Consider the following 21,197-nt stretch of genomic DNA (forward strand, 5'->3'; position numbering starts at 1 on the left):
TCAATCGTACAGCGGAATTCAGCTCAATCTTTTGTTAGAGGACGTCTGCCCGTCGGCAACCCCAAACGGGCAGACGTTTCTCTTAAATTGGGCGAGCAGGGATGCCAGTGCCTAATGCAACCAGCCTGCTCAAACTCAGTTGACGGCTACGTCGCGCTGCTTACGCAGTAGCAACGAGCAGACAAATAACGGCTGCGAACAGAGCTACGGCCTCGATCAGAGCCGCGATGATCAGCATGGCAGTCTGGATACGACCAGCCGCTTCTGGCTGACGGGCAATACCTTCCATTGCACTACCACCAATTTTACCGATACCAAGACCAGCGCCGATAGCAGCTAGACCAGCGCCGATAGCAGCACCCATAATCGAAACACTACCAGTAGCTTCTAACAGCAGAGCAAACAACATTGCGAACATAAACTTCAAACGTATTTATTAGTGAAACAAAAGATTGCAATTGAAAATCGATCACCTGAACCAGTCAGGCAATGGCTGACTTAACCTAATTCTGAAGTTGTGCCTTCATATCCAATGCCATGGTCGGCATCGTGATGTTCTTCAACCGCACTGCCGATATACATCGCCGTTAGCAGGGTGAAGATAAACGCCTGAAGGAACGCTACCAGCAATTCAATCAGGTTCAAAAAGAGGGTAAAGAACAATACAACCGGGCTGATTGCCACGCTCGTTCCCATACCACCCATGTTGTTGGCCATGAAAATAAGGCCGAGCAAGCTCAGGATGATGATGTGACCCGCCGTGATGTTGGCGAATAGTCGAATCATGAGCGACAGAGGCTTCATGAAAACACCAACAATTTCAACCGGAATCATGATGGGCAATAACGCAACGGGAACACCCGTTGGCTTGAGGATGTGCATCCAGTAATGCTTGTTACCGCTGAACGTAACGATCACGAAGGTAATAACAGCCAGTACTAGTGTAACGGTGATATTGCCCGTCAGGTTAGCCGCACCGGGCAATAGACCCAGTAAGTTATTAACCAGAATGAAGAAGAACAGAGTCAGCAGATAAGGCAAATACTTTGTGTATTTAGGTCCGATGCTTGGCTTGGCAATTTCGTCCCGGACGAACAGGATGATCGGTTCCAGAAACGACTGAATTCCGCTGGGAGCCTTGCCTTTATTCTTTGCATAGCCCCGGCTAACTGCCGAAAAGACAAGCAACAAAATAACAGCACTGAGCAACAATGACGCTACGTTCTTGGTGATTGAGAAGTTGTAGACTTTCGCTTCGTGATCAACCTCGCCCGCTTCATTGACCCGGTGAATTTTACCGTGTACATTCTTGTAGCCGTTATAAGTAGCTTCGTGGGCTAAATTCGACGAAGAGAAGACTTCCAGACCACGATCTTTAGAATACAGAATGACGGGTAATGGCAGTGTAACACCGTGGGCAAACTCCCAACCGTGATCATCTTTAATGTGGTGCATAATCATGCCACCAACATCAAATTTTCCCTTGGTGGCTTTTGCCTCACCTTCATGGTTGGCATGCGCTTCACCCTCGTGGGCATGCTCTTGTGCCTGAGCACCTACTAACGAACTCAGAATGAGAGCCGTTGCAAACAAAATCCTATTAATAGCCGAACGCAACATATGATGTGACAAATCGTTTTTACGAATCGCGTCGCAAGTTACGAGTCATCGTCCAAATCTCAAAGCCTGTATAACATATATATAGTACAAGAAAGTCCAAAACGAAGGTTCGGCGCTGTTCGATGTGACGGAACAGGAAGAAACCGATGAAAGCCAGTCCAAGAATAAGCCGGGCTACGGTCGCGGCCATGAATAACGGAATAAATCGCTCCTGATTGTCCTGTAAACCAGACTCTACCAGCCGATTTGTCAGGAATGACACACATAAAAAGAAAATAAGAATGATCTTCCAGTTCGGATGAATCCAGGGGGTGACCGAATATCGTTCGGCTACGAAAAATGCAATTGCCAGCGTGGAAGTAAATAAAATTATTTTGATCATAATGGGCACCAGGCCTGTTAATTGAAGTCAGTTTTTATCAGATGCGGTCTACTATCTTTTTGTCAATTGCCGGATAAACAGGTAGAGTGAAGCACCGATAGCCGTCAGCGATAATACGATTGTCCAGACAGGCCGATGATTATTCTGCCAGGCATCCAGTTTCATTCCGGCCCAAACACCCAGGCCAATGGTACCCAGCATTTGAAAGGCAATACCACTAAATTGTACAAATGAGGTTGTCTTCTCCGTAGCATTTTTGATTCTCTGATCGCCCCGAACCGGGTTTTCCGTATCGTTCCGTTCAGGCTGGTCGGGGTCGTTTTCCATAGAATTAGGGCGTTTGGTGTTATATGCCGTGCAAAATTCGTTAATTTGGGCTAAGGTTCCATATTACCAAACCATCTGGAAACGTTTTAATACGAGTGAACACGTGTTATTTTTCGAATGTCCCGTTATTCAGGTATCCAACTATTTCTACTCCTTACGGTCTTTACTTCATTGACCGGTGGCCTGGTATCGTGCTCCCAGTACAGCACTAAACCGGTAAGTAAAGGGTATCATAACCTTACGGCGCATTTTAATGCCTACGTCATAGCCCGCGACCAGATCAATCAGGCAGAACAGGTACTGTTTAAAACTAGGCAGGAAAACTATAACCAGTTACTGCCTATTTTACTGCCGGTTGATTCCATGCTTGCGCAACCCCTAAAGCCGCAACTGGACGACGCGATCAAGAAAGCATCCATAATTCCCGAACGCCACCAGAACAGTAAATGGCTTGATGATGCCTATATTCTCATCGGTCGAGCCCGGCTGATCAAGCAGGATTTGCCTAACGCCATTGAGGTGTTCAAGTATGTCAATACGAAAGGAACCAACGAGAACGATAAGCATATGGCGCTGGTTGGGTTGATGCGGGCGTATGTTGAAGCAAGTGACTATACCAATGCGCTCAATGTAGCCGAGTATCTGCGCAACCAGCCCCTCAACAAAAACAACACCCGGGATTTTTACCTCACGAAGGCTTATTTGCACGAACGCCAGGGTGAATACCTCACCGCTGCCGGTATTCTGGATGCCACATTCTCGGTTTTGCCAAAAGGTGAATCGACAGCCCGGCTTCATTTAATAGCCGGTCAATTGTACGACTTGGTTGGCCAGCCAGCTAAAGCCGTTGACCACTATAAAAAAGTTTTAGCCTCCCGACCAACGTACGATCAATCGTTTTACGCCAACCTGTTCGCCATTCAAAGTGGTGGTCTGACCGGCGATCAGAAGCGGATGGCTCAATCGACCGAAACGTTCGAAGAAATGCTTAATGATCGGAAGAACGCCGACCTGAAGGATAAAATCTATTTCACGATGGGGCTTCTCGAAGCGCGAAGCGGCCGAATCGATAAAGCCATTTCGTATTATAGCCGGTCGATTCAGGCAGCGGGTTCCAACACTACCCAGGTTCCTTTTACTTATCTGGAAATTGGAAAGCTGTATTTCGAAAAGAAAGCCGATTACGAACATGCCAAAGTGTACTATGACAGTGCGCTGGCATTGATCCCCCAACAATCGGCCGAGTATGCCGCTTTGGTTAACCGTAAAAAGACCCTCGATGAGTTTGTCCAGTACCAGAAAACTATCCGTACCGACGATAGCTTGCTGACGCTGGCCAAAATGGACCCGGCCGCGCTCGACAATGTGCTGGAGAAAACCATTTCTGCACGTGAAAAAGAGGACAAAGCCCAGGCAGCGCTCGCGCAACAGATTATCGACAAAGCCACCACGGGCAATATAAGCTCCGTACCGGGTGCCACGAACTCCAATTTACCCCCCGCCGAACGGTGGATTCTCTACAACCCTGTTGCCTTGAGTCAGGGGCGACAGGAATTTTCCGTGCAATGGGGAAACCGCCCGCTGGAAGATAACTGGCGACGAAGCAACAAAGAAGCGTCCGAAGCCATTGCGTCAGTCAATAGCCCACTGAATGGTGCATCACCGGCTAATTCAATTAATCCCGACCCAACAGTACAACCTGCTACAGCGGGTGGTATCCCTATTAATCTGGCCGGACCCAATACCAGTCGAAAAGGGCAGAAAGAGGCCATGATCGCTACTATTCCGTTTACCAAAGAAGCGCAGGCAGCCGCCAACCAACGTATCGAGAATGCCCTCTACCGACTTGGTAAGCTATATAAATTTGAGCTTAATCAGCCAGCCAACGCCATTCCAACCTTTGAGAAATTGCTGACCCGGTATCCAAATACACTCCAAAAGCCGGAAGTGTATTACTTACTTTACTTATCCAGTGAGCAGATTGGTAAAGCATCTCCCTGGAAAGAAAAACTGCTGGCCGAATATCCAAACACGTCCTATGCCCGTCTAACGGGTAAACTGGCCGCTCAAACAACAGATTCTGAAGCGCAGGCCCAAAGAACTTATACAACTATTTATGACCTGTATAAAGCGAATAACAACACAGAAGCCCTTGCGCGTGCCGATGCGGCCATGCCTGGCTTTGCCGGAAGCCAGTTAGAAGATAAACTAGCTTTGTTACGGGTTATATTAGTCGGAAAAGTAAAACCCCTTGACGATTACAAACAGGCTTTGGCTGAGTTCATTCGTGATTACCCAGCCAGTCAATTAGCACCTTATGTGAAAGATATGCAAACGGCGGCCAACTCATCGACCGCAAAGAAATAAGTCATTTCCGGCTTGTCGATAAAGGGCGTTATCGTTTGTCGAAGCCCCTTACTTATCAACACCACTAAACATTAACACCTATTTCATGTTTGATTTTGCTCCTGGTCCTTACCGGAAGATAATCCGAAACCTTTGGCGATTCTCATTACTCGGTATTGTTCTGCTGATCTTATACATTGTTGCCGTCAGCTATAATTTCTTGTGGCTTTTTGGCGGCATGCCCAGCCTGAAAGCTCTGGAAAATCCAAAAAGTGAAGAAGCCTCCGAAGTGTATACCGCCGACAATCAATTGCTCGGCAAGTATTACGTCGAAAACCGGACCCCCATCGAGATTTCCCAGGTATCGCCCAACGTAACATCGGCCCTTTTGGCTACTGAAGATGCCCGTTTTGTTAAACACTCGGGTATCGACCCTCGATCTTTATTCCGGGCGGTAGGTGGCTTTCTCACCTTCAAAAGCGCGTCCAGTTCCGGTGGGGGGAGTACACTGACCCAGCAAACGGCAAAAAACCTGTTTGACACCCGTCGGGAAGAATTGCGCGGGGTGTTGGGACATATTCCGATCATCAGCCTGATTATAGCGAAAACAAAAGAGTGGATTCTGGCCGTTCGCCTGGAACGAAATTACACGAAGCAGGAGGTCATGATGATGTACCTCAACACTGTCTCGTTCGGCAATAACACCTACGGCATCAAAACAGCGGCTAAAACTTACTTTAGTAAAGAACCCTGGAATCTCACGGTTGAAGAAGCCGCCCTACTGGTAGGTATGCTTAAGAACCCGACGTTCTACAACCCACGCCTGTTTGAAGAACGAACCCGGGATCGACGAAATGTGGTGCTGAGTCAGATGAAAAAGTATAAGTTTCTGACCGAGGATCAGTTTATTACTTATAAGAACAAGCCGCTGAAACTTGACTTCAGCGTCGAGAATCAGAATACAGGGATGGCTGCCTACTTCAGATCGGTTATCCGTGATGATATCAAACGCTGGATTCGCCAGTATAACGAAGAAAATCCCGGCGCCGAACTGGACTTGTACACCAGCGGGCTAAAGATCTACACCACCATCGACTCCCGCATGCAGGCCTATGCTGAGGAAGCCGTCATGACTAATATGCGTGACCAGCAGAAAAAATTCTATGAGCATTGGCGCGGACGAAACCCCTGGGTACAAAAAGACCCAAGGACCAAGAAGTATGTCGAAATTCCGGGCTTTATTGAGTCGGTAGCTCGTCGGACAACTCGTTACAAGCAGCTAAAAGCCGCTTTGGGTGACGATGAGAAAGCCATTTGGGCTGAAATGCGCAAGCCCATAAAAATGAAGGTCTTCGTATATGGAAACCGACGTAATGATAAAGATACCACCATGAGTCCGCTGGATTCAATCCGGTATTATAAACGGCTGCTTAATACCGGCTTTATGTCAATGGACCCTCGTTACGGCTACGTAAAAGCCTGGGTAGGCGGGGTGAATTTTAAATACATGAAATTTGACCACGTGCGCCAGAGCCGACGTCAGCCGGGGTCAACCTTCAAACCATTTGTGTATTTGACAGCCTTAGATCAGGGCTTTGTAACACCCTGCAGCCACATCGTTGACCAACCAACGGTATTTGCCCATGGCGAAGATAACAACAACGGACCACCGTGGATGCCTAAAAATTCGACAGGTCGTTACAGTGGCCAGAGTTTGTCCTTGCGTGAAGCTCTCGGACAGTCCATCAACACGGTTAGTGCTCAATTGATAAAGAAAACACGCTCGGCCGCTGTTGTTAAGTACGCCCATGATATGGGGATTGAAAGTAAAGACCTGCGGGAAGATCCTACCCTCTGTCTTGGCACAAGTGACGTGTCGGTTTATGAGATGGTGGCGGCTTATTGCGCATTTGCCAACGGAGGCACACGCGTTCGGCCAATGATGCTAATTCGTATCACGGACAAAAACGGTAATGTGCTGAAAAACTTCACGCCAGATGCCAAGCAGGTCATCAGTGCCAATCGCGCTTACGAAATGCTTCACCTAATGCGTGGAGCGGTGGAAGATCCTAATGGCACAGCCCAGCGGTTGCGGACTCAATACAAATTGCTGGAAGGTGGCAATGAGATTGCCGCTAAAACCGGAACGACATCCAATTACTCCGATGCCTGGTTTATGGGCATGACTCAGCACCTTGTTTCGGGTCTCTGGGTAGGTGGCGACGATCGGCCAATTCACTTCAGAACAATTGAGTTAGGACAGGGCGGTCGACAGGCTATGCCTGCCTGGGCCATGTATATGCAAAAGATATATAAAGATCCAACGCTTACGCAATACCGCCCTGAGCCATTCCGAAAGCCGAACAACTTCAAGATTGACTGTGGTGGCTATCACATAGATTCTACCCAGCGATATACACCCCCTAAAGTGGTGCCGGAAGATGAAGATGAAATACTCCAGTAAACTCTACCAGGCCAGCTTTTGCTGGCCTTTTTAGTCATAGCAAACAGGCAACCTTTAGGCCTCGCTGCTTGTTTTGTAGTACGCCCCAATCGTTCTGCATGTTTAACTGCTCATCTATTACTCAATAACCTGCCGACCAGAAAGGTCGGTGCTCTGGTATGCCTGAATTCGATTATAAGCAAGAATTAGCCAAAGTACCACACGAACCGGGCGTCTATCGGTATTTTGACGCTACGGGCGAGGTAATTTATGTTGGTAAGGCTAAAGACCTGAAAAACCGGGTCAGCAGCTACTTTACCAACTCAAAAGGGCATGACCGTAAAACGTTACGGCTGGTGAGCCAGATTCGTAAAATTGAGTTTACCATTGTCCATACTGAATTTGATGCCCTGTTGCTCGAAAATCAGCTGATTAAGCGGTACCAGCCCAAGTTCAATATTTTACTTCGCGATGACAAAACCTACCCATTCGTTTGTGTCACGAACGAGCATTTCCCACGCGTCGTAACCACCCGACGGATCGACCGAAAGCTGGGTACATTTTATGGCCCCTTCGCTAATCTGAAGCCTATGTACACGGTACTGGATATGTTCAGCCAGTTGTTTACAATCCGTACCTGTAATTACAACCTCGCCCCGGAAAACATAGAAGCCGGGAAGTATAAGGTCTGTCTGGAATATCACATTGGTAATTGTAAAGGCCCATGCGAAGGCAAACAGCCCGAAGAAGATTACAACTCTGATATTGAGCAGATTCATCATATCCTAAAAGGCAACTTAAAACCTGCCCAGGAGTACTTCAAGAATCAGATGGTCGAAGCCGCCGGTAATCTGGCTTTCGAGCAGGCACAGAAGTACAAAGAGAAAATGGAAGTACTCCAACGGTTTCAAAGCAAATCGACCGTTGTCAACCCGAAAATTGCGGATGCCGACGTGTTTACCATTGCCTCGGATGAGACAGCTGCTTACATAAACTTTATGAAGGTGGTCAATGGTACCATTGTTCAGACGCATACTGTAGAGATCAAGAAAAAGCTCGACGAAACTGATCAGGACTTACTGGTGATGATGATCATCGAGTTTCGGGACCAATACGGCAGCCAGGCAAAAGAAATCATATCGAACATCCCGCTCGATATTGATCTGAAAGCAGAGGTGACGGTTCCGCAAATTGGCGACAAAAAGAAGTTGCTGGATATGTCGCTTAAAAACGTGCTTTACTTCCGGCGCGAACGGCAGGAACGGGCTGCCGCCGAAGCAACGGCCAGCGCCAGCAAAAAAGACCGTGTGCTAATTCGGTTGAAGCAGGATTTGCAATTAAAAACATTGCCGAACCGCATAGAATGTTTCGATAACTCGAACATCCAAGGCACCAATCCGGTATCGGCTATGGTCTGCTTTATTGGTGGTAAACCAGCGAACAAAGAATACCGGCACTTTTCTATTAAAACCGTTATTGGTCCGAACGACTTCGCGAGTATGTACGAGGTAGTTACCCGGCGCTACACACGCGTGTTGACAGAGGAGACCGGATTACCCGACTTAATTGTCATTGATGGCGGCAAAGGCCAGCTAAGTGCCGCCTGCGATGCCTTGAAAGACCTTGATTTATATGGAAAAGTACCAATTATCGGCATTGCTAAACGACTTGAGGAAATTTATTTCCCTGAGGACAACCTACCCCTTTACATCGATAAAAAGTCGGAGTCACTCAAGCTGATCCAGCGGATACGTGACGAGGCTCACCGCTTCGCTATCACCTATCACCGGGACAAACGCAGCCGAAACAGCCTGATCAGCGAACTTGAAAATGTAGAAGGTGTCGGGAAGAAAACGGCCGCTAAACTGTTAAAACATTTCAAAGGCGTAACCAAAATTAGAGAAGCCAGCTTTGATGAAGTGGCCGAAGTAGTTGGTAAAGACCGTGCGGTGAAGCTAAAACAGTATTTTGATGCTATTGAACAATAATATGAGCGGCTGGGTAGCCGCTCATATATTCAGGGAAACGACAAAAAAGAGCGACTTTTCAGCCGCTCTTTTTTATTAATACTCCCAAAGGCTGTGCTCAGTTTCCATGAGTTCATATTCAGTTTGGTACGATTTGAGAAGACCTTCACGATCACCATACATACCTACTAAATCTGTGTCACCTGGGTTAGCTACTTTCGTGATCCGGCCATAGAACAACCGAAGATCAAAGGCATCGGCCAGGTTTTTGTGCTGAGCCTGGTTTTGCGGGTTGTACCAGATAAATTTCTTCGGGTCGCTGCGGAACAGCTTGTCGAGGTCTTTGTATTTAAACGTAGCGATTGGCTTTTCGTAACCAGCCTGATTTTTGTCAGCAGGCAACAGCAGTGTTACCGTTTGAACATCGTAATACAGACGTGAACGTTTCCGATCAAAAACCCAGTCTTCTTTTACTTCAAGAATGTTCAGTTCTCTCGGGAAATACTCGTCGCCGGAGAGTGTGGGGGCAGACGCTACAACAACCGAATCTTTCTTAGGCTCTATAACGGGCGCTGCTACTTTGCCTTTCCCTTTTTTGCCTTTCGCATTCTTGGCTACTGCGGTTTTCTTTTTAGGAGCTCCCCAACCATCATCCGCAACGGCAGGTTCGGCTGCTTTCTTAGGCGTTCCCCAGCCATCATCAGCCGGTTTCTTTTTGTCTTTTGCAGGCGCATCCCAACCGTCATTCGCACCAGCCGTTTTGCCATCCTCGGTAAAACCAGCGGCTTTTTCTTCGGCAGACAAGCCTCCTCCCGTGTTCGGGATTAGCATGTTTTCGTGAAATTTCTCAATCGAAATTTTTGTCGTGCACGAATCATTCGCATACGCATCGATCAAACCAGCTTTTACAGCGTCGATGAGGTATTTAGAGATTTCGTTGTTTTTCGAGAACATCGACTGATTCTGTTTCTCCTTCAGGTCGATACGACGCCAAAGGGTCTTCTTCATCATGATGTCATTCTCATTTATAGCGCGAACCGATAGCGCGTTTGTACCGTTACTTGCCTTCTCCTGAGCCAGGGCCTCCCCTCCTGCCAGCGCCAGCGCAGCTACGGCCAGCACACCAGCATATCTTATCGTTCTAAATTGTGTCATGGCTACTATTTGTTGTCAATTCAGTATGTTAACGGTCAGCAAACCGCTTTAGTGCGTTAATACAGCGAAACCTGCTGAAGTAAGCTACCCATTGGCACATCACTAACATCGCCTTTGAAGTTTTGCCGCTGTACGCCTTCAATCTGGATAACAAGACGGTCACCGGGTTGTGCTTCAGCAGCTAACGAACCGATTGATCCGCCACCAGCACCTACCGTAACGAAGGTCACACGTTTCGTACCCCGCACCAGCGACACGGTTGCTCCGGTTGTGCGGAACTTGGCATCATCCGGCGAGTAGGCAGCAAAGCTTGGATCGGCAACGGCCTGAATCCGTACGCTCCGGGCTGAAGAAACAGGGACACCGCGAGGATCACTAGCCCGCGTACCCCCTACGAAAACTTCAATCGTCGGACGAGGTACTTTATTCACACGAAAACGTTCTGTACCCAGTAAGCTTCCCGAATTGCTGATATTCAATGCTACATTTTGTGAACTAGGCACTACCGTGATCTTTCCTTTTTCACCCGACTGAATTACAGAAGCGCCGTCAGCCGAAAAGCTTGGATTCCATAGAGCACCTAGCTGCGGACTCTGAATGCTTAGCTTGTTCGCACAACCCAGATACAGCGGTGGCATTGTTCCGGTTTCAATCTGGTACGATGGCTTGGCGACAAAGTACTCAGCGGTGAGAGGTACGGTCTTCAAACCTGCTGCAGTCTGATACGCAATAGAACCTGTAAGTGTACGACGGGCAAGCCCATTTTTGTCGTAAGCGCCACCCTGAGCGGTAAACTCAATGATACCCTGACCATCCTGCATACGAACAGCAGCTCCATTCAGACTCATGCGCGGTTGTATACCCGAAGACGAAGCAGCCAGGAACATCTGTCCTTTAAACTTTGTACCGGCAACAACCACTTTTGAATCCATGCTCAGCATGGCAATGATTTTGTCGAACTTAACATCCTGGGCACCTACTTTACTGGCGAGTACATCCAGTACTTCACCTTCAAGGCGACGAACATCGGCCTGCTTTTGGCTCAACACAGCCAGGGCAGCCGGTACCGGTGTCTGGGCAAAATTCAGTTCAGCAAAATCTTTACGCTTTTGATCAGGCGATAGGCTGGCAATGGGATCGTCTTTACCATCCAATGCCATTGGACCATATTTGTTCCCCGACAGTCTGGAAAGTTCTTCGACGTATTTGTTCAGTTGATCTTTCAACTTGAACGCAGCTCCATTGCGGTTTGTACCGATCATAAGTTGAGCGACGGATTCTTCTTCGCTCAGGTTCTTAATATTTCCGGACTCATCGCGTCCACCGCTTGTTTCAACAATCTGCTCTTTCAGCTTGTCCAGTTCACCGCTAACTTCGCCCGATAGTTTACGAACTTCATCAGCTTGTTTAACGATGGCCAAATCAGCCGCCCGGTTACCAGACTTTTCAACTGTTCCCCGAATATTATCGAATGTAGATTGGTTTACCTTGCTGACAGCCCCGATGGACTGCTCCAGACTGTTGTTAATTAAAACGAATTTTTCCAGAATGGCCGACGTGACTTGCAGAGCCAGTAATGCGGTCAAAACCAGATACATCATCCCGATCATCTTCTGACGGGGTGTCTCTTTTGTGCCTGCCATAAACTATGGTAGTGATAATAAAAGTTGTGGAAAGGCCGCCTTAGCGGTTTTGTCATTAAGAGTGGCGTGTTTACCATGTCAGTTACAGAGAGCTAATCTTCGTCACTGACATGGTTACACTATTGAGTTACTTATTTTCCGTTACCCCGCATGGCAGTCAACATACTACCATATACGTTGTTGAGGGAAGCCAAATTACCAGTCAATTTAGCCAGTTCATTTTTGAACTGCTGGGTATCGCGGCTAGCATCGGTCATGTTTTCCATGGCGGCCGTCAAGCTGCCATAGAACGCATTCATTGCTTTCAGATGCTTGTTTGTATCCTGCAATTCCAGTTCATACACAGCATTCAAAGCGCCCATGTTCTTGGTAACTTTTTGAAACTGGTCGCGGTAATCTTTGGCGTCGGTCGTTGCATCGGCCATGGAGTTCATAGCGGTGATAGCTGTGCCGTACGATTTATTCATTTCGCTGATCGAGCTTGCCGCCGACTTCACATTACGAGCATAGTCGTTTGTGGCTACTGTCGCGTCGGTCAGGTCCGTGAGCTTAGAGACTGTATCATTCAGGTTACGGAAGCCAGAGCCTAAACGCTCAAAGACGTCGGGGGTAACCTTGGCCTGAGCCAGCATTTGATCCAGATTTCCGGTCAAACCGTTAGCCTGTGGTGTTGGCTTACGGGCTTCTCCTTTATAATCGTCTGCCAGTTCAGGGTAAACCCGTTCCCAGGCATAACCATCGTCCGTTGTAGCCGGCATGGTAAAACTCTGAACGGCGTATAAAGCAAAAATGACAACTTCTGTTAACAAACCGGCTGTTAAAAGCCAGCCAAACTGTTCATTGTGTGTAATCTTAGCCCAGGCTCCGGCAATTACGACGGCGGCTCCGGCACTATAAATGGTTGGTACTAAACGATCCCAAAAGAAACTTGTGGACTTTGCTGCTGCCATGATAAGCTATTGTTGGTTGGAATAGGTAATTGACTGTGTGCGGGTATTATTTTATTGCCTTAACAGGCATTCTTCACGTTAAATTAAACCTTTTTGGCTGATGCCTTTTTAGTGCTTGCGCTCTTATTCTTGCTCTTTCCCCCTCCAACACGACTTGATGCAGTTCTGCCTTCCAGATTATCCATTACGCAACGGAATCCGATATAGGAACGCTTTTGATCTTCGAATTCATAATATCGTGTACCTGTTTCGAGGTAGTACGCAATGTCTTTCCAAGACCCACCCCGAACCACTTTACGCGGCTCATCGGCGTTCTGGTTATCCGGGTTCATGTCCCACACAATGGCGTTCGTATTATCAGCATAAGCATCCCGGCACCACTCGGCCACGTTACCGGCCATGTTGTACAGACCATAATCGTTAGGGTTATAAGCCGTTGCGGGGGCCGTGTATGGATAGCCATCCGCATCGAAGTTACCACGCTGGGGTTTGAAGTTTGCCAGATAGCAACCTTTACCGTTTGCTACATATGGGTTACCCCAAGGGTATTTAGCACCGTTTTTACCACCTCGTGCCGCCCATTCCCATTCGGCTTCGGACGGAAGTCGGAAACCAAATGACCGGTAACCGCCGTCTTTTGTACGGAAATCGTCGAGTGTATTGGTACGCCACTTACAAAAATGTTTAGCAGCCACCCAGCTTACACCAACAACCGGATACGTATCAAAGGCTGGGTGCGCATAATAATGCTCCAGCATGGGATCACCATTGTGATAAGTAAAGTCGTTTTTCCAGACAGTTGTATCAGGATAATATTTAGACATAATTTCCTCCTCACCCAACGTCGAAACGGAATCGGCGAGTAAGGCATTTACATACTGCCGATACTCATGGTTAGATATTTCGGCATCATCCATGTAAAATGAACTAATCGTTACCTGCCGGTTCATGTTAATTTGAGTAGCGGCCACATCTTCATCAGCCTGACCCATAATAAATGAACCTGACGGTACCAGTACCATGCCAAAGGGGGTGGGCTGCTTCCAGCCTTTACGTCCGGTAGCGGTAATTTCACCATTTGTAACGCCTACTTCACCACCGTTGCCACCTTTACCGCCAAATTTTGACTTCAGAAACCCACAACCTTGCAAAAGCAGTACTACTGCTGCGACCGTCACTACCCGGGTTGCGTTGACTGTTAACCAGTTATACTTCATCGTTGTCGAACTTTTACCTTCTTCTTGTGCGAGACCAGACTAAAAACGAAAATCTGTTTGGTTATTGTATGTTATCTTCATGTTCAGCGTATTTTCTCTACAACCTACTTACGAACATACTTCTGTTTATTATACTCTATTACACTTTCTAAACTCCATTTCCTCAAAAATAAGGCCTCCGCTGCAAACAGCCTAACAAGAATATTGCCAAAAAAGCAATTTTGTTTAAATATTGCTGCGGCTTTTACACATTATCGATCATCAGTACCGGAAACGTGGCGTTCTGATGATTGGCTTTTTGCGGACATCGGGCGCAGGCAACGCATAAGACAATAAGATCTCGTGCGATGTTGGGCTTTTCACCTGCGTTCCTCCCACCGTTATATCCAGGGCATATCCCAATCGAAGTGCATTATTACGCATGAGGTTTATACCAGCCGTAGCCATAACGGCATCTTTAATCCGATAGCCAACCCCAGCCCATATACGATTATCGTAGGTAGCTACCAGATTTAGGGTTGCCAGCGATCCCCGAAGGCCCTCCACTGTACTGTACTGCACTAAAACGGATGGTTGTACATCAATGTTATAACCTATACCCAGTCTGTACCCTGCGGTTAGGTAAGCTTTGCTGTTAGCAGGGTCCGTAGAGCGGTCAGCAATGTAGCTGTAGGTAGCCCGGTTCAGGTGCGTCATGCTTACCCCCACCCAGTAGTCCGTTGTATTATAATAAATTCCTGCTCCCAAATCAGGTTTAAACTGATTGATGCGGCCCGTACTCAACAACGGATCACCGGGTTCGCCGGGGCGAAACTGGTTAAAGTCGAATCCGCGATTAAACATACCGGCTTGCACACCCAATGCCAATGTTCCGTTTTTCAAGGTCAGTCGATAGGCATACGATACCTGTACAGACTGGTTTATGGACGGCCCGTACTTGTCATTCATAGCATAAATGCCAATGCCACTCTTGATTTTGGCCAGCGGCATATTGAATGACAAAACCTGAGTGCTTTGAGCAGCACTTTCGTCGCCGGTACCAATTGTCTGATATCCGAGATATTGTGTTCTATGGGTAAGTTGAAAACGTGACACCCCCTCCGACCCTGCTGCCGCCGGATTATAATAGAGCGGGTTGTACATATACAGGCTGAGTTGCGGATCCCCCTGAGCAAAGACGTTTTGAGTTGCAATCGTCAGTAGTAAAAAAGCAAAAACGTAGAGTGTGCGAATCATACGACCTACCGGAATTCAGAACAGCTGTTGATAATTGGAGCAACGTTCTTGTGAACAATACCACAGTTTACAAGTAAACGCCCGCAACACCAAATTATTCAAATTATTAAGCCCAAAATAAAAGCAAAATGCCGGAAATGAGATGAAGAGCTCGATTCCGGCATCTAGCCTATTCGTAACGGCTATCGTTTACAAATTGTTAGCCTTTTTTAGATACAGGTCCAAAGCACCCGTCATTGAGGGTGCGTTCGGCAAGGGGGCTTCAATATCGAGTGTTAGACCGGCTTCAACAATTGCTCTAGCCGTTGTGGGGCCGAAAGCGGCAAGCCGGGTACCGTTCTGATTGAAGTTGGGGAAATTACTCATTAATGAGTTTACACCCGAGGGACTAAAGAAAGCAATGATATCGTAGCTCTCAATGTCAAGATCAGACAAATCGGTGGGTACCGTGTCGTACATCACCGCTTCAGTGAAGTGTAGGCCACTGGTGTCCATAAACTCCGGAATGTCGTTCCGGCGAATGTTGGAACAGGGGAACAGGAACTTCTCGTTCTTGTGTTTCTTGATCAGATCAAAAAGCTCGGTAGCTGTTTTTGTTCCGTTGAAGATTTTGCGCTTCCGGATAACAATGTATTTCTGAAGATAATTAGCTGTCTGCTCCGAAATACAGAAGTACTTCATATCAGCTGGCACCTCAATTCGCCCTTCCTGACAGATCCGAAAAAAATGATCGATAGCATTTCGACTGGTAAAAATAATAGCCGTGTGTGCCAGGATATTTATTTTCTGACGCCGAAAATCTTTAAACGACTCCCCCTGTATCTGGATGAACGGGCGAAAATCAATCTGAAGATTGTACTTGCTAACTAAATCAAAATAAGGAGATTTTTCGTCGGCGGGTCGGGATTGAGTCACTAACAGCCGGTTTACTTTCGTGAGCCGGTTTTCTGTGGATTGCATGCTTATTTCGTTCATTGAATCTCTACTCGGTTCAACAGCTGATTATCAATTGTAAGTACTCGCCTAAGCACCTGCTATTGAGAATAGGCTAACTTATCACTGCCCGTAACCATCAAAGCGCAAAACGCAACCCAATGATCAGCGGAATCAATTCAACGATGCAAAGGTACGAAAATAAATAAAGATTCTTGATAGGCTCAAGACTCCGTATGGTGAAGTACAATAACAATAATCGAGCAATGTAAAAAACAACCAGTGGCAGCAGAAGCATGTTAGGCACCCAAGTTGTCACATTTACATTATAAGCAACAACCGTTAAGGTGAGCGCACAGGCGGTAAAGAATAACAGCGACGATTGCAGCACTTTAAAGTAATGAACGTAGATAATGTCCTGTAACTTATATAGCCCCCCAATTACTTCCAGAAGAAAGTACTTGCTGATCAAACTCACGAATACCAGCCCACTCACTAAAAAGTACTCACCAGCCAGCCAGCCAAACTGCTGGTTACCCAATAACAGCGCCCGTGAATCGAACACATCCAGGTTACGGCTCTGGACAAAGACAATGAGGTAAGCAATAATAAAGCTGAGATTGAGCGTAAAAAGCAGATTCGTACCGCTTAGAGGTCTATTTATTAAAAAAGATTCTTCCTGTGCCCGAAGCGACAGTAGATCGCCGAGGCTATAGTACCGTTGGAAAGCCCGTTGATGAATTGCATAAAGGAAGGCATGGGTGGCCAGCAGAAACACCAGTCCTAAACTTAAAAAGTTATCGTAAAGGGTTCGGGGACGAGGTCGGATACTCAGATTGTCATCACTTAAAACAACTTGCTTTTGGGTGGCCGACTTCGGGTAGCCTATATACAATTGCTTGTCGGCCAGACCAGGGGCACCGTAGATCGTGAGAAAAATTTCCGGCTGTCGGTAAACCTTAAATAGACTGTCAATGCTTAGCACCTGCCATTCATTGGCGCGAAGTTTCCGTTTGAGTGCCGCGTTAACAAACAGGTAGCCATCCCGTCGGGTGGAGATTAGTAGACTGTAGTGACGGTTGCTTTCCAGATCGATGTAAGCACTTAAGGCTGTTTCGTCGGTATGTTGCTCAGTTATGTATGGGATGTAAGCTTTAGCTCCTTCGTCATACACCAGAAAGTCATCCCGAAAATCATGGATGGGATAATAACGGCCATTGGGTCCGATACCGGTAACGCGGGGTTGAGCAGCAACCGATAGAACAAAAAAGAGCGAGAGAGCCAACGAGTGAAAGAGTGCCACCGGATGGATAAGTACCCAACTCCGCCTATACTTTTTCACTCGTTCGTTCTTTCGCTCTTTCACTCGTTACTAAATTTTATTTTCCTAAGGCCTTTAACATGGTATCACCAATAAGCGCCGGGGATTCTACTACGTGAATACCACATTCGCGCATGATGGCCATTTTAGCGGCTGCGGTATCGTCCGCACCACCCACAATAGCCCCTGCGTGACCCATCCGGCGGCCTTTCGGCGCGGTTTGCCCAGCAATGAAGCCAACAACCGGCTTGCGGTTACCATCGGCCTTAATCCAGCGGGCGGCTTCGGCTTCCATACCTCCGCCGATTTCACCAATCATTACAATCGCTTCGGTATCCGGATCGTTCATGAGTAGTTCGACAGCTTCTTTGGTCGTCGTGCCAATGATCGGGTCTCCTCCGATACCAATGGCTGTCGACTGCCCCAAACCAGCTTTTGTTAGTTGGTCAACGGCTTCGTAGGTCAATGTCCCCGACTTAGAAACAATACCGATGGTTCCTTTGGTGAAGATGAAGCCGGGCATGATACCTACTTTGCACTCATCAGCAGTCATTACGCCGGGGCAGTTAGGACCAATCAGGCGAACATCTTTGTCGGAGAGGTAGTTTTTAACGGCTACCATATCCTCCGTTGGAATGCCTTCGGTAATACAGATAATGACTTTAATACCGGCTTCGGCCGCTTCCATGATCGCGTCGGCAGCAAAAGCGGGCGGAACAAAGATGATGGAGACATTGGCACTGGCTTGGTCAACAGCTTGCTGAACAGTGTTAAATACGGGCCGGTCGAGGTGGGTTTGACCACCCTTGCCTGGCGTTACGCCCCCAACGACGTTGGTGCCGTATTCAATCATCTGCTGGGCATGAAAACTGCCTTCCGAGCCGGTAAAGCCCTGGACGATAACTTTGGAGTCTTTGTTAACTAAAACACTCATGACGGTTTGTAAATCGTTGGCGATACGGTTAATTACTCACAGGAACTCATAACGAAAGCAGTAAAGATTCACAAACTGGTCACCTTCTTTCTTCTTTCGTTGAGTAGGCCTGTATCTTTTAAAAAGTTGGGCAAAAGTAGCCGAAACTTCGTAAATTACGTGATGATTTTTTCGCACATCCTTTCCGGCTCTATTTTAGCCGGGGCGGGCGTCGGGGTGTTCTGGCACTTTTTTGGACGCATTTCCCTCTTCAACCGGCTTTTGTGGGGGTTCTTTTTGTTGACAACATCAGTAGCAGCGCTTATCGGGGTAGCCCTTTTTGCCGGTAACGAATCGCTGGAACCGCTTCACCGGTCCATGATCGTCTTATCTGATACACTGGGAGTTGTGTGTGTGGTAACGGCGGTGTATGCGCTGCTGAACCAGCGAACCCTTTCTCTGATCTCCTTCGTAACAACAGTGTTGCTTGGCCTGTTTCTGTTTATTTCCCTTCTGCTACCCGATGTGCGCGTCTTCACGCCCATTGTGCCTTCAATGGGAATTCTGGTGTTGATGCTGCTTGCCGTTTTTTCGTTACTCCAGCGCAATAAACGGGGGCTCTGGGTTGTCCTGGCGGCCATGATGATGGGCTTAGCCACAAAAGCCGACGCATTCAATAGCCTGATTCATCCAACCGACTTCTATCATTACGCCACTACGCTAGCGCTCTGGTTTTTCGGAAAAGCCTCCGACTGGCGCGTCGGTACCCGGTAAGTCTATACAGATCGCGTAAACGTTGTACGGTCAAAAATTTGGTCATATGGTTAACTAATGCCTTATCAAAGCAGTTACTCATTGACTAAATTTCTCAACACTCAACGAACGTGGATTTACTTGAATTGACGCATGACCCAGCCGAAACGGCCCGGGCGGCCCGACTGGTTTATATGAGCGATACAATGCCCGGTATTAAACGCCAGCGCATTGGCGATGAATTCAGGTATTTCGACCATAAGGGCAATGAACTGGAGGACACCGACACCTTGACACGTATCCGCAGCCTCATTCTTCCACCGGCCTGGGAAAATGTCTGGATCAGTTCCAAAGCAAATGGGCATCTACAGGCTACAGGCATCGACACCAAAAACCGCAAGCAGTACCGCTATCACCCAAAGTGGAACGCGATCCGGAGCCAGACGAAGTTTTTTCGGATGGTGGCCTTTGGCGAAGCCCTCCCCCTATTGCGTGAACGGTTGGCGAAAGACCTCAAAACACGCGAATTGACCCGCGAAAAAGTGATTGCCATTGCGCTGAGTGTTATGGAGCAAACGCTCATCCGGGTGGGTAATGCCGCTTATGAAAAAGAGTATGGCTCGTATGGCTTGACCACTCTGAAAGACCGGCACGTGAAAATGGAAGGCACTGAAATCCGGTTCAGCTTCAAAGGCAAAAAAGGCATTTACCACGATATTACCCTTCACGATAATCGACTCTCGCGCCTGGTAAAAGCCTGTCGCGACATTCCCGGAAAGGAACTGTTTCAGTATCTCGACGAAAACGGCGACCGCCATCCTATCGACTCCGGTATGGTTAACGCCTATCTGCACGAAACCATGGGAGATGAGTTTTCGGCAAAAGATTTCCGTACCTGGGCGGGTACCGTGAACGCCCTGCGGCTTCTGGCCGAACTGGAACCCTGCGAAACGGAAAAAGAACTGAAGAAAAATGTGAATACTGTGCTTGACGAGGTCTCGCACAAGTTAGGTAACACGCGCACCGTTTGCCGAAAGCATTATGTCCATCCGCAGATTCTGGAAGCTTACGAATGCCAGGACTTGAACCCGTACATCAAACAGAAAGCCCGCTTTAAGCAAACCAGTCCTTACGGATTGGACGGTATCGAAAAGTTGCTGTTGAAATTTTTGAAGGATGAGATTAAAACGGTAGTAAAGAGCCCGGCGGCTAAAAAACTGGTGGCCTAGCTCACTTTACTGTACCGCTTTTACCCACTTTGTCTGCTTACATCGGCGGCAGTTTTGCGGACCGGCAGGTGCGGTAAGCGATTCCACGTGTCCGCAGTTGCAACAGGCATACTTACCCGGCTCCTCAATTTGTTCAATGTCCTTTTTCAGTTCATTGGGCAAAATGGGAAGTCCGGCTTTGACCTCATCGGGCTCAAACTGAAAAACACTTAGCTGTCCGTTATGCTCCAGAATAGCGACACGTACCTTCCCAAGCTGCTCAACGCCCGCAACGCGTAAGTCGGAGAACAGCTCTTCCAGGCTTAAATCTTCCCGGTCAAAATTTTCGGTAAGAATACAGCCGTTTTCAACAACATAGACGGCTTTGCCTTCAAGTACCTTGCGAACAGTCTTGTTACGGTCGCTGATGTACGTTGCCAGTTTGTAGCAACTCATCATGACAACGAAGACAACAACGGCCGATGCCATTGGTACATCGTCATAAAACATGGGATCGCCCGCTGCGGAGCCTAACCCGATAACCAGAACCAGCTCATAAATTGACAATTGCCGCACCTCCCGCTTCCCCGATACGGTCAGGGCTGTTAACAGGATAATGAACATAAAAGCGGTTCGAAAGGCTACTTCGCCGAGATACGTCCACGGCAGATCATGGATAAACATTCGCCCCCAGTCGAAGGGCTGAACAGGTTCTGACATGGTTAAGTAATAAGAGTGTGATGCAAACAGGCACTAACTTACGCTGACTTGTTAACCAGCATT

At 47.7% G+C, this 21,197-nt stretch carries 18 protein-coding genes; 5 read left to right on the forward strand and 13 right to left on the reverse strand.

The genetic code is table 11. The features are described from left to right. Positions 1–160: 160 nt before the first annotated feature. The 4 genes from atpE to ACYVJM_RS07385 form a co-directional block, all read right to left on the reverse strand. The gene (atpE, locus tag ACYVJM_RS07370; RefSeq protein ID WP_461147746.1) at positions 161–409 is read right to left on the reverse strand and encodes an ATP synthase F0 subunit C; all 249 of its coding nucleotides are present in this window, start codon (positions 407–409) and stop codon (positions 161–163) included. Between the two features lie 89 nt (positions 410–498). Beyond that, complete coding sequence (gene atpB / locus ACYVJM_RS07375) at positions 499–1,620, reverse strand: F0F1 ATP synthase subunit A (RefSeq protein ID WP_461147544.1); 1,122 nt, start codon at positions 1,618–1,620, stop codon at positions 499–501. Between the two features lie 19 nt (positions 1,621–1,639). Beyond that, positions 1,640–2,002, reverse strand: coding sequence for a hypothetical protein (locus ACYVJM_RS07380; protein WP_461147545.1), 363 nt, complete (start codon positions 2,000–2,002; stop codon positions 1,640–1,642). Positions 2,003–2,053: 51 nt separating this feature from the next. Continuing rightward, the gene (locus ACYVJM_RS07385) at positions 2,054–2,329 is read right to left on the reverse strand and encodes an AtpZ/AtpI family protein (RefSeq protein ID WP_461147546.1); all 276 of its coding nucleotides are present in this window, start codon (positions 2,327–2,329) and stop codon (positions 2,054–2,056) included. Positions 2,330–2,446: 117 nt separating this feature from the next. On the opposite strand from ACYVJM_RS07385, the gene porW reads away from it, so the two are divergent. From porW to uvrC, 3 genes are all read left to right on the forward strand, one after another. Further along, the gene (gene porW, locus ACYVJM_RS07390; RefSeq protein WP_461147547.1) at positions 2,447–4,696 is read left to right on the forward strand and encodes a type IX secretion system periplasmic lipoprotein PorW/SprE; all 2,250 of its coding nucleotides are present in this window, start codon (positions 2,447–2,449) and stop codon (positions 4,694–4,696) included. Between the two features lie 85 nt (positions 4,697–4,781). Next, on the forward strand, positions 4,782–7,139 hold the full coding sequence (locus tag ACYVJM_RS07395) for a penicillin-binding protein 1A (RefSeq protein WP_461147548.1): 2,358 nt from the start codon (positions 4,782–4,784) through the stop codon (positions 7,137–7,139). 158 nt (positions 7,140–7,297) lie between these two features. After that, positions 7,298–9,106: an excinuclease ABC subunit UvrC gene (gene uvrC, locus ACYVJM_RS07400; protein ID WP_461147549.1), complete on the forward strand. Its 1,809-nt coding sequence runs from the start codon at positions 7,298–7,300 to the stop codon at positions 9,104–9,106. 75 nt (positions 9,107–9,181) lie between these two features. Here uvrC and porN read toward each other — a convergent pair whose 3' ends face one another. The 8 genes from porN to sucD form a co-directional block, all read right to left on the reverse strand. Then, positions 9,182–10,240, reverse strand: a complete 1,059-nt coding sequence (gene porN / locus ACYVJM_RS07405) for a type IX secretion system ring subunit PorN/GldN (RefSeq protein WP_461147550.1) — start codon at positions 10,238–10,240, stop codon at positions 9,182–9,184. A 56-nt stretch (positions 10,241–10,296) separates the two neighbouring features. After that, complete coding sequence (porM, locus tag ACYVJM_RS07410) at positions 10,297–11,883, reverse strand: type IX secretion system motor protein PorM/GldM (protein ID WP_461147551.1); 1,587 nt, start codon at positions 11,881–11,883, stop codon at positions 10,297–10,299. A gap of 131 nt (positions 11,884–12,014) precedes the next feature. Next, on the reverse strand, positions 12,015–12,833 hold the full coding sequence (gene porL, locus ACYVJM_RS07415) for a type IX secretion system motor protein PorL/GldL (protein WP_461147552.1): 819 nt from the start codon (positions 12,831–12,833) through the stop codon (positions 12,015–12,017). A gap of 83 nt (positions 12,834–12,916) precedes the next feature. Further along, positions 12,917–14,050: a T9SS ring complex lipoprotein PorK/GldK gene (gene porK / locus ACYVJM_RS07420; protein ID WP_461147553.1), complete on the reverse strand. Its 1,134-nt coding sequence runs from the start codon at positions 14,048–14,050 to the stop codon at positions 12,917–12,919. Positions 14,051–14,311: 261 nt separating this feature from the next. After that, positions 14,312–15,286 carry a PorP/SprF family type IX secretion system membrane protein gene (locus ACYVJM_RS07425; protein ID WP_461147554.1) on the reverse strand — a complete coding sequence of 325 codons (975 nt, stop codon included), beginning with the start codon at positions 15,284–15,286 and terminating at the stop codon, positions 14,312–14,314. 189 nt (positions 15,287–15,475) lie between these two features. Further along, positions 15,476–16,261 carry a uroporphyrinogen-III synthase gene (locus ACYVJM_RS07430; RefSeq protein WP_461147555.1) on the reverse strand — a complete coding sequence of 262 codons (786 nt, stop codon included), beginning with the start codon at positions 16,259–16,261 and terminating at the stop codon, positions 15,476–15,478. Between the two features lie 97 nt (positions 16,262–16,358). Next, complete coding sequence (locus ACYVJM_RS07435; protein WP_461147556.1) at positions 16,359–17,585, reverse strand: DUF4271 domain-containing protein; 1,227 nt, start codon at positions 17,583–17,585, stop codon at positions 16,359–16,361. 13 nt (positions 17,586–17,598) lie between these two features. After that, positions 17,599–18,474, reverse strand: a complete 876-nt coding sequence (sucD, locus tag ACYVJM_RS07440) for a succinate--CoA ligase subunit alpha (protein ID WP_461147557.1) — start codon at positions 18,472–18,474, stop codon at positions 17,599–17,601. A 162-nt stretch (positions 18,475–18,636) separates the two neighbouring features. Here sucD and ACYVJM_RS07445 point away from each other — a divergent pair, with 162 nt between their 5' ends. Both ACYVJM_RS07445 and ACYVJM_RS07450 read left to right on the forward strand, forming a co-directional pair. Beyond that, positions 18,637–19,227 (forward strand): DUF6962 family protein, encoded by a 591-nt coding sequence (locus tag ACYVJM_RS07445; protein ID WP_461147558.1) that lies wholly within the window; start codon positions 18,637–18,639, stop codon positions 19,225–19,227. A gap of 110 nt (positions 19,228–19,337) precedes the next feature. Continuing rightward, positions 19,338–20,435 carry a DNA topoisomerase IB gene (locus tag ACYVJM_RS07450; RefSeq protein ID WP_461147559.1) on the forward strand — a complete coding sequence of 366 codons (1,098 nt, stop codon included), beginning with the start codon at positions 19,338–19,340 and terminating at the stop codon, positions 20,433–20,435. Positions 20,436–20,441: 6 nt separating this feature from the next. Here ACYVJM_RS07450 and ACYVJM_RS07455 read toward each other — a convergent pair whose 3' ends face one another. Further along, positions 20,442–21,134 (reverse strand): DUF421 domain-containing protein, encoded by a 693-nt coding sequence (locus ACYVJM_RS07455; protein ID WP_461147560.1) that lies wholly within the window; start codon positions 21,132–21,134, stop codon positions 20,442–20,444. Positions 21,135–21,197 lie beyond the last annotated feature (63 nt).

The sequence above is a fragment of the Spirosoma pulveris genome, assembly GCF_054781875.1.

What these genes read in the sequence shown, in the direction of transcription:
- atpE (WP_461147746.1), bottom strand. Translation starts at nt 409, where the DNA reads ATGTTGTTTGCTCTGCTGTTAGAAGCTACTGGTAGTGTTTCGATTATG.
- atpB (WP_461147544.1), bottom strand. Translation starts at nt 1,620, where the DNA reads ATGTTGCGTTCGGCTATTAATAGGATTTTGTTTGCAACGGCTCTCATT.
- ACYVJM_RS07380 (WP_461147545.1), bottom strand. Translation starts at nt 2,002, where the DNA reads ATGATCAAAATAATTTTATTTACTTCCACGCTGGCAATTGCATTTTTC.
- ACYVJM_RS07385 (WP_461147546.1), bottom strand. Translation starts at nt 2,329, where the DNA reads ATGGAAAACGACCCCGACCAGCCTGAACGGAACGATACGGAAAACCCG.
- porW (WP_461147547.1), top strand. Translation starts at nt 2,447, where the DNA reads ATGTCCCGTTATTCAGGTATCCAACTATTTCTACTCCTTACGGTCTTT.
- ACYVJM_RS07395 (WP_461147548.1), top strand. Translation starts at nt 4,782, where the DNA reads ATGTTTGATTTTGCTCCTGGTCCTTACCGGAAGATAATCCGAAACCTT.
- uvrC (WP_461147549.1), top strand. Translation starts at nt 7,298, where the DNA reads ATGCCTGAATTCGATTATAAGCAAGAATTAGCCAAAGTACCACACGAA.
- porN (WP_461147550.1), bottom strand. Translation starts at nt 10,240, where the DNA reads ATGACACAATTTAGAACGATAAGATATGCTGGTGTGCTGGCCGTAGCT.
- porM (WP_461147551.1), bottom strand. Translation starts at nt 11,883, where the DNA reads ATGGCAGGCACAAAAGAGACACCCCGTCAGAAGATGATCGGGATGATG.
- porL (WP_461147552.1), bottom strand. Translation starts at nt 12,833, where the DNA reads ATGGCAGCAGCAAAGTCCACAAGTTTCTTTTGGGATCGTTTAGTACCA.
- porK (WP_461147553.1), bottom strand. Translation starts at nt 14,050, where the DNA reads ATGAAGTATAACTGGTTAACAGTCAACGCAACCCGGGTAGTGACGGTC.
- ACYVJM_RS07425 (WP_461147554.1), bottom strand. Translation starts at nt 15,286, where the DNA reads ATGATTCGCACACTCTACGTTTTTGCTTTTTTACTACTGACGATTGCA.
- ACYVJM_RS07430 (WP_461147555.1), bottom strand. Translation starts at nt 16,261, where the DNA reads ATGAACGAAATAAGCATGCAATCCACAGAAAACCGGCTCACGAAAGTA.
- sucD (WP_461147557.1), bottom strand. Translation starts at nt 18,474, where the DNA reads ATGAGTGTTTTAGTTAACAAAGACTCCAAAGTTATCGTCCAGGGCTTT.
- ACYVJM_RS07445 (WP_461147558.1), top strand. Translation starts at nt 18,637, where the DNA reads ATGATTTTTTCGCACATCCTTTCCGGCTCTATTTTAGCCGGGGCGGGC.
- ACYVJM_RS07455 (WP_461147560.1), bottom strand. Translation starts at nt 21,134, where the DNA reads ATGTCAGAACCTGTTCAGCCCTTCGACTGGGGGCGAATGTTTATCCAT.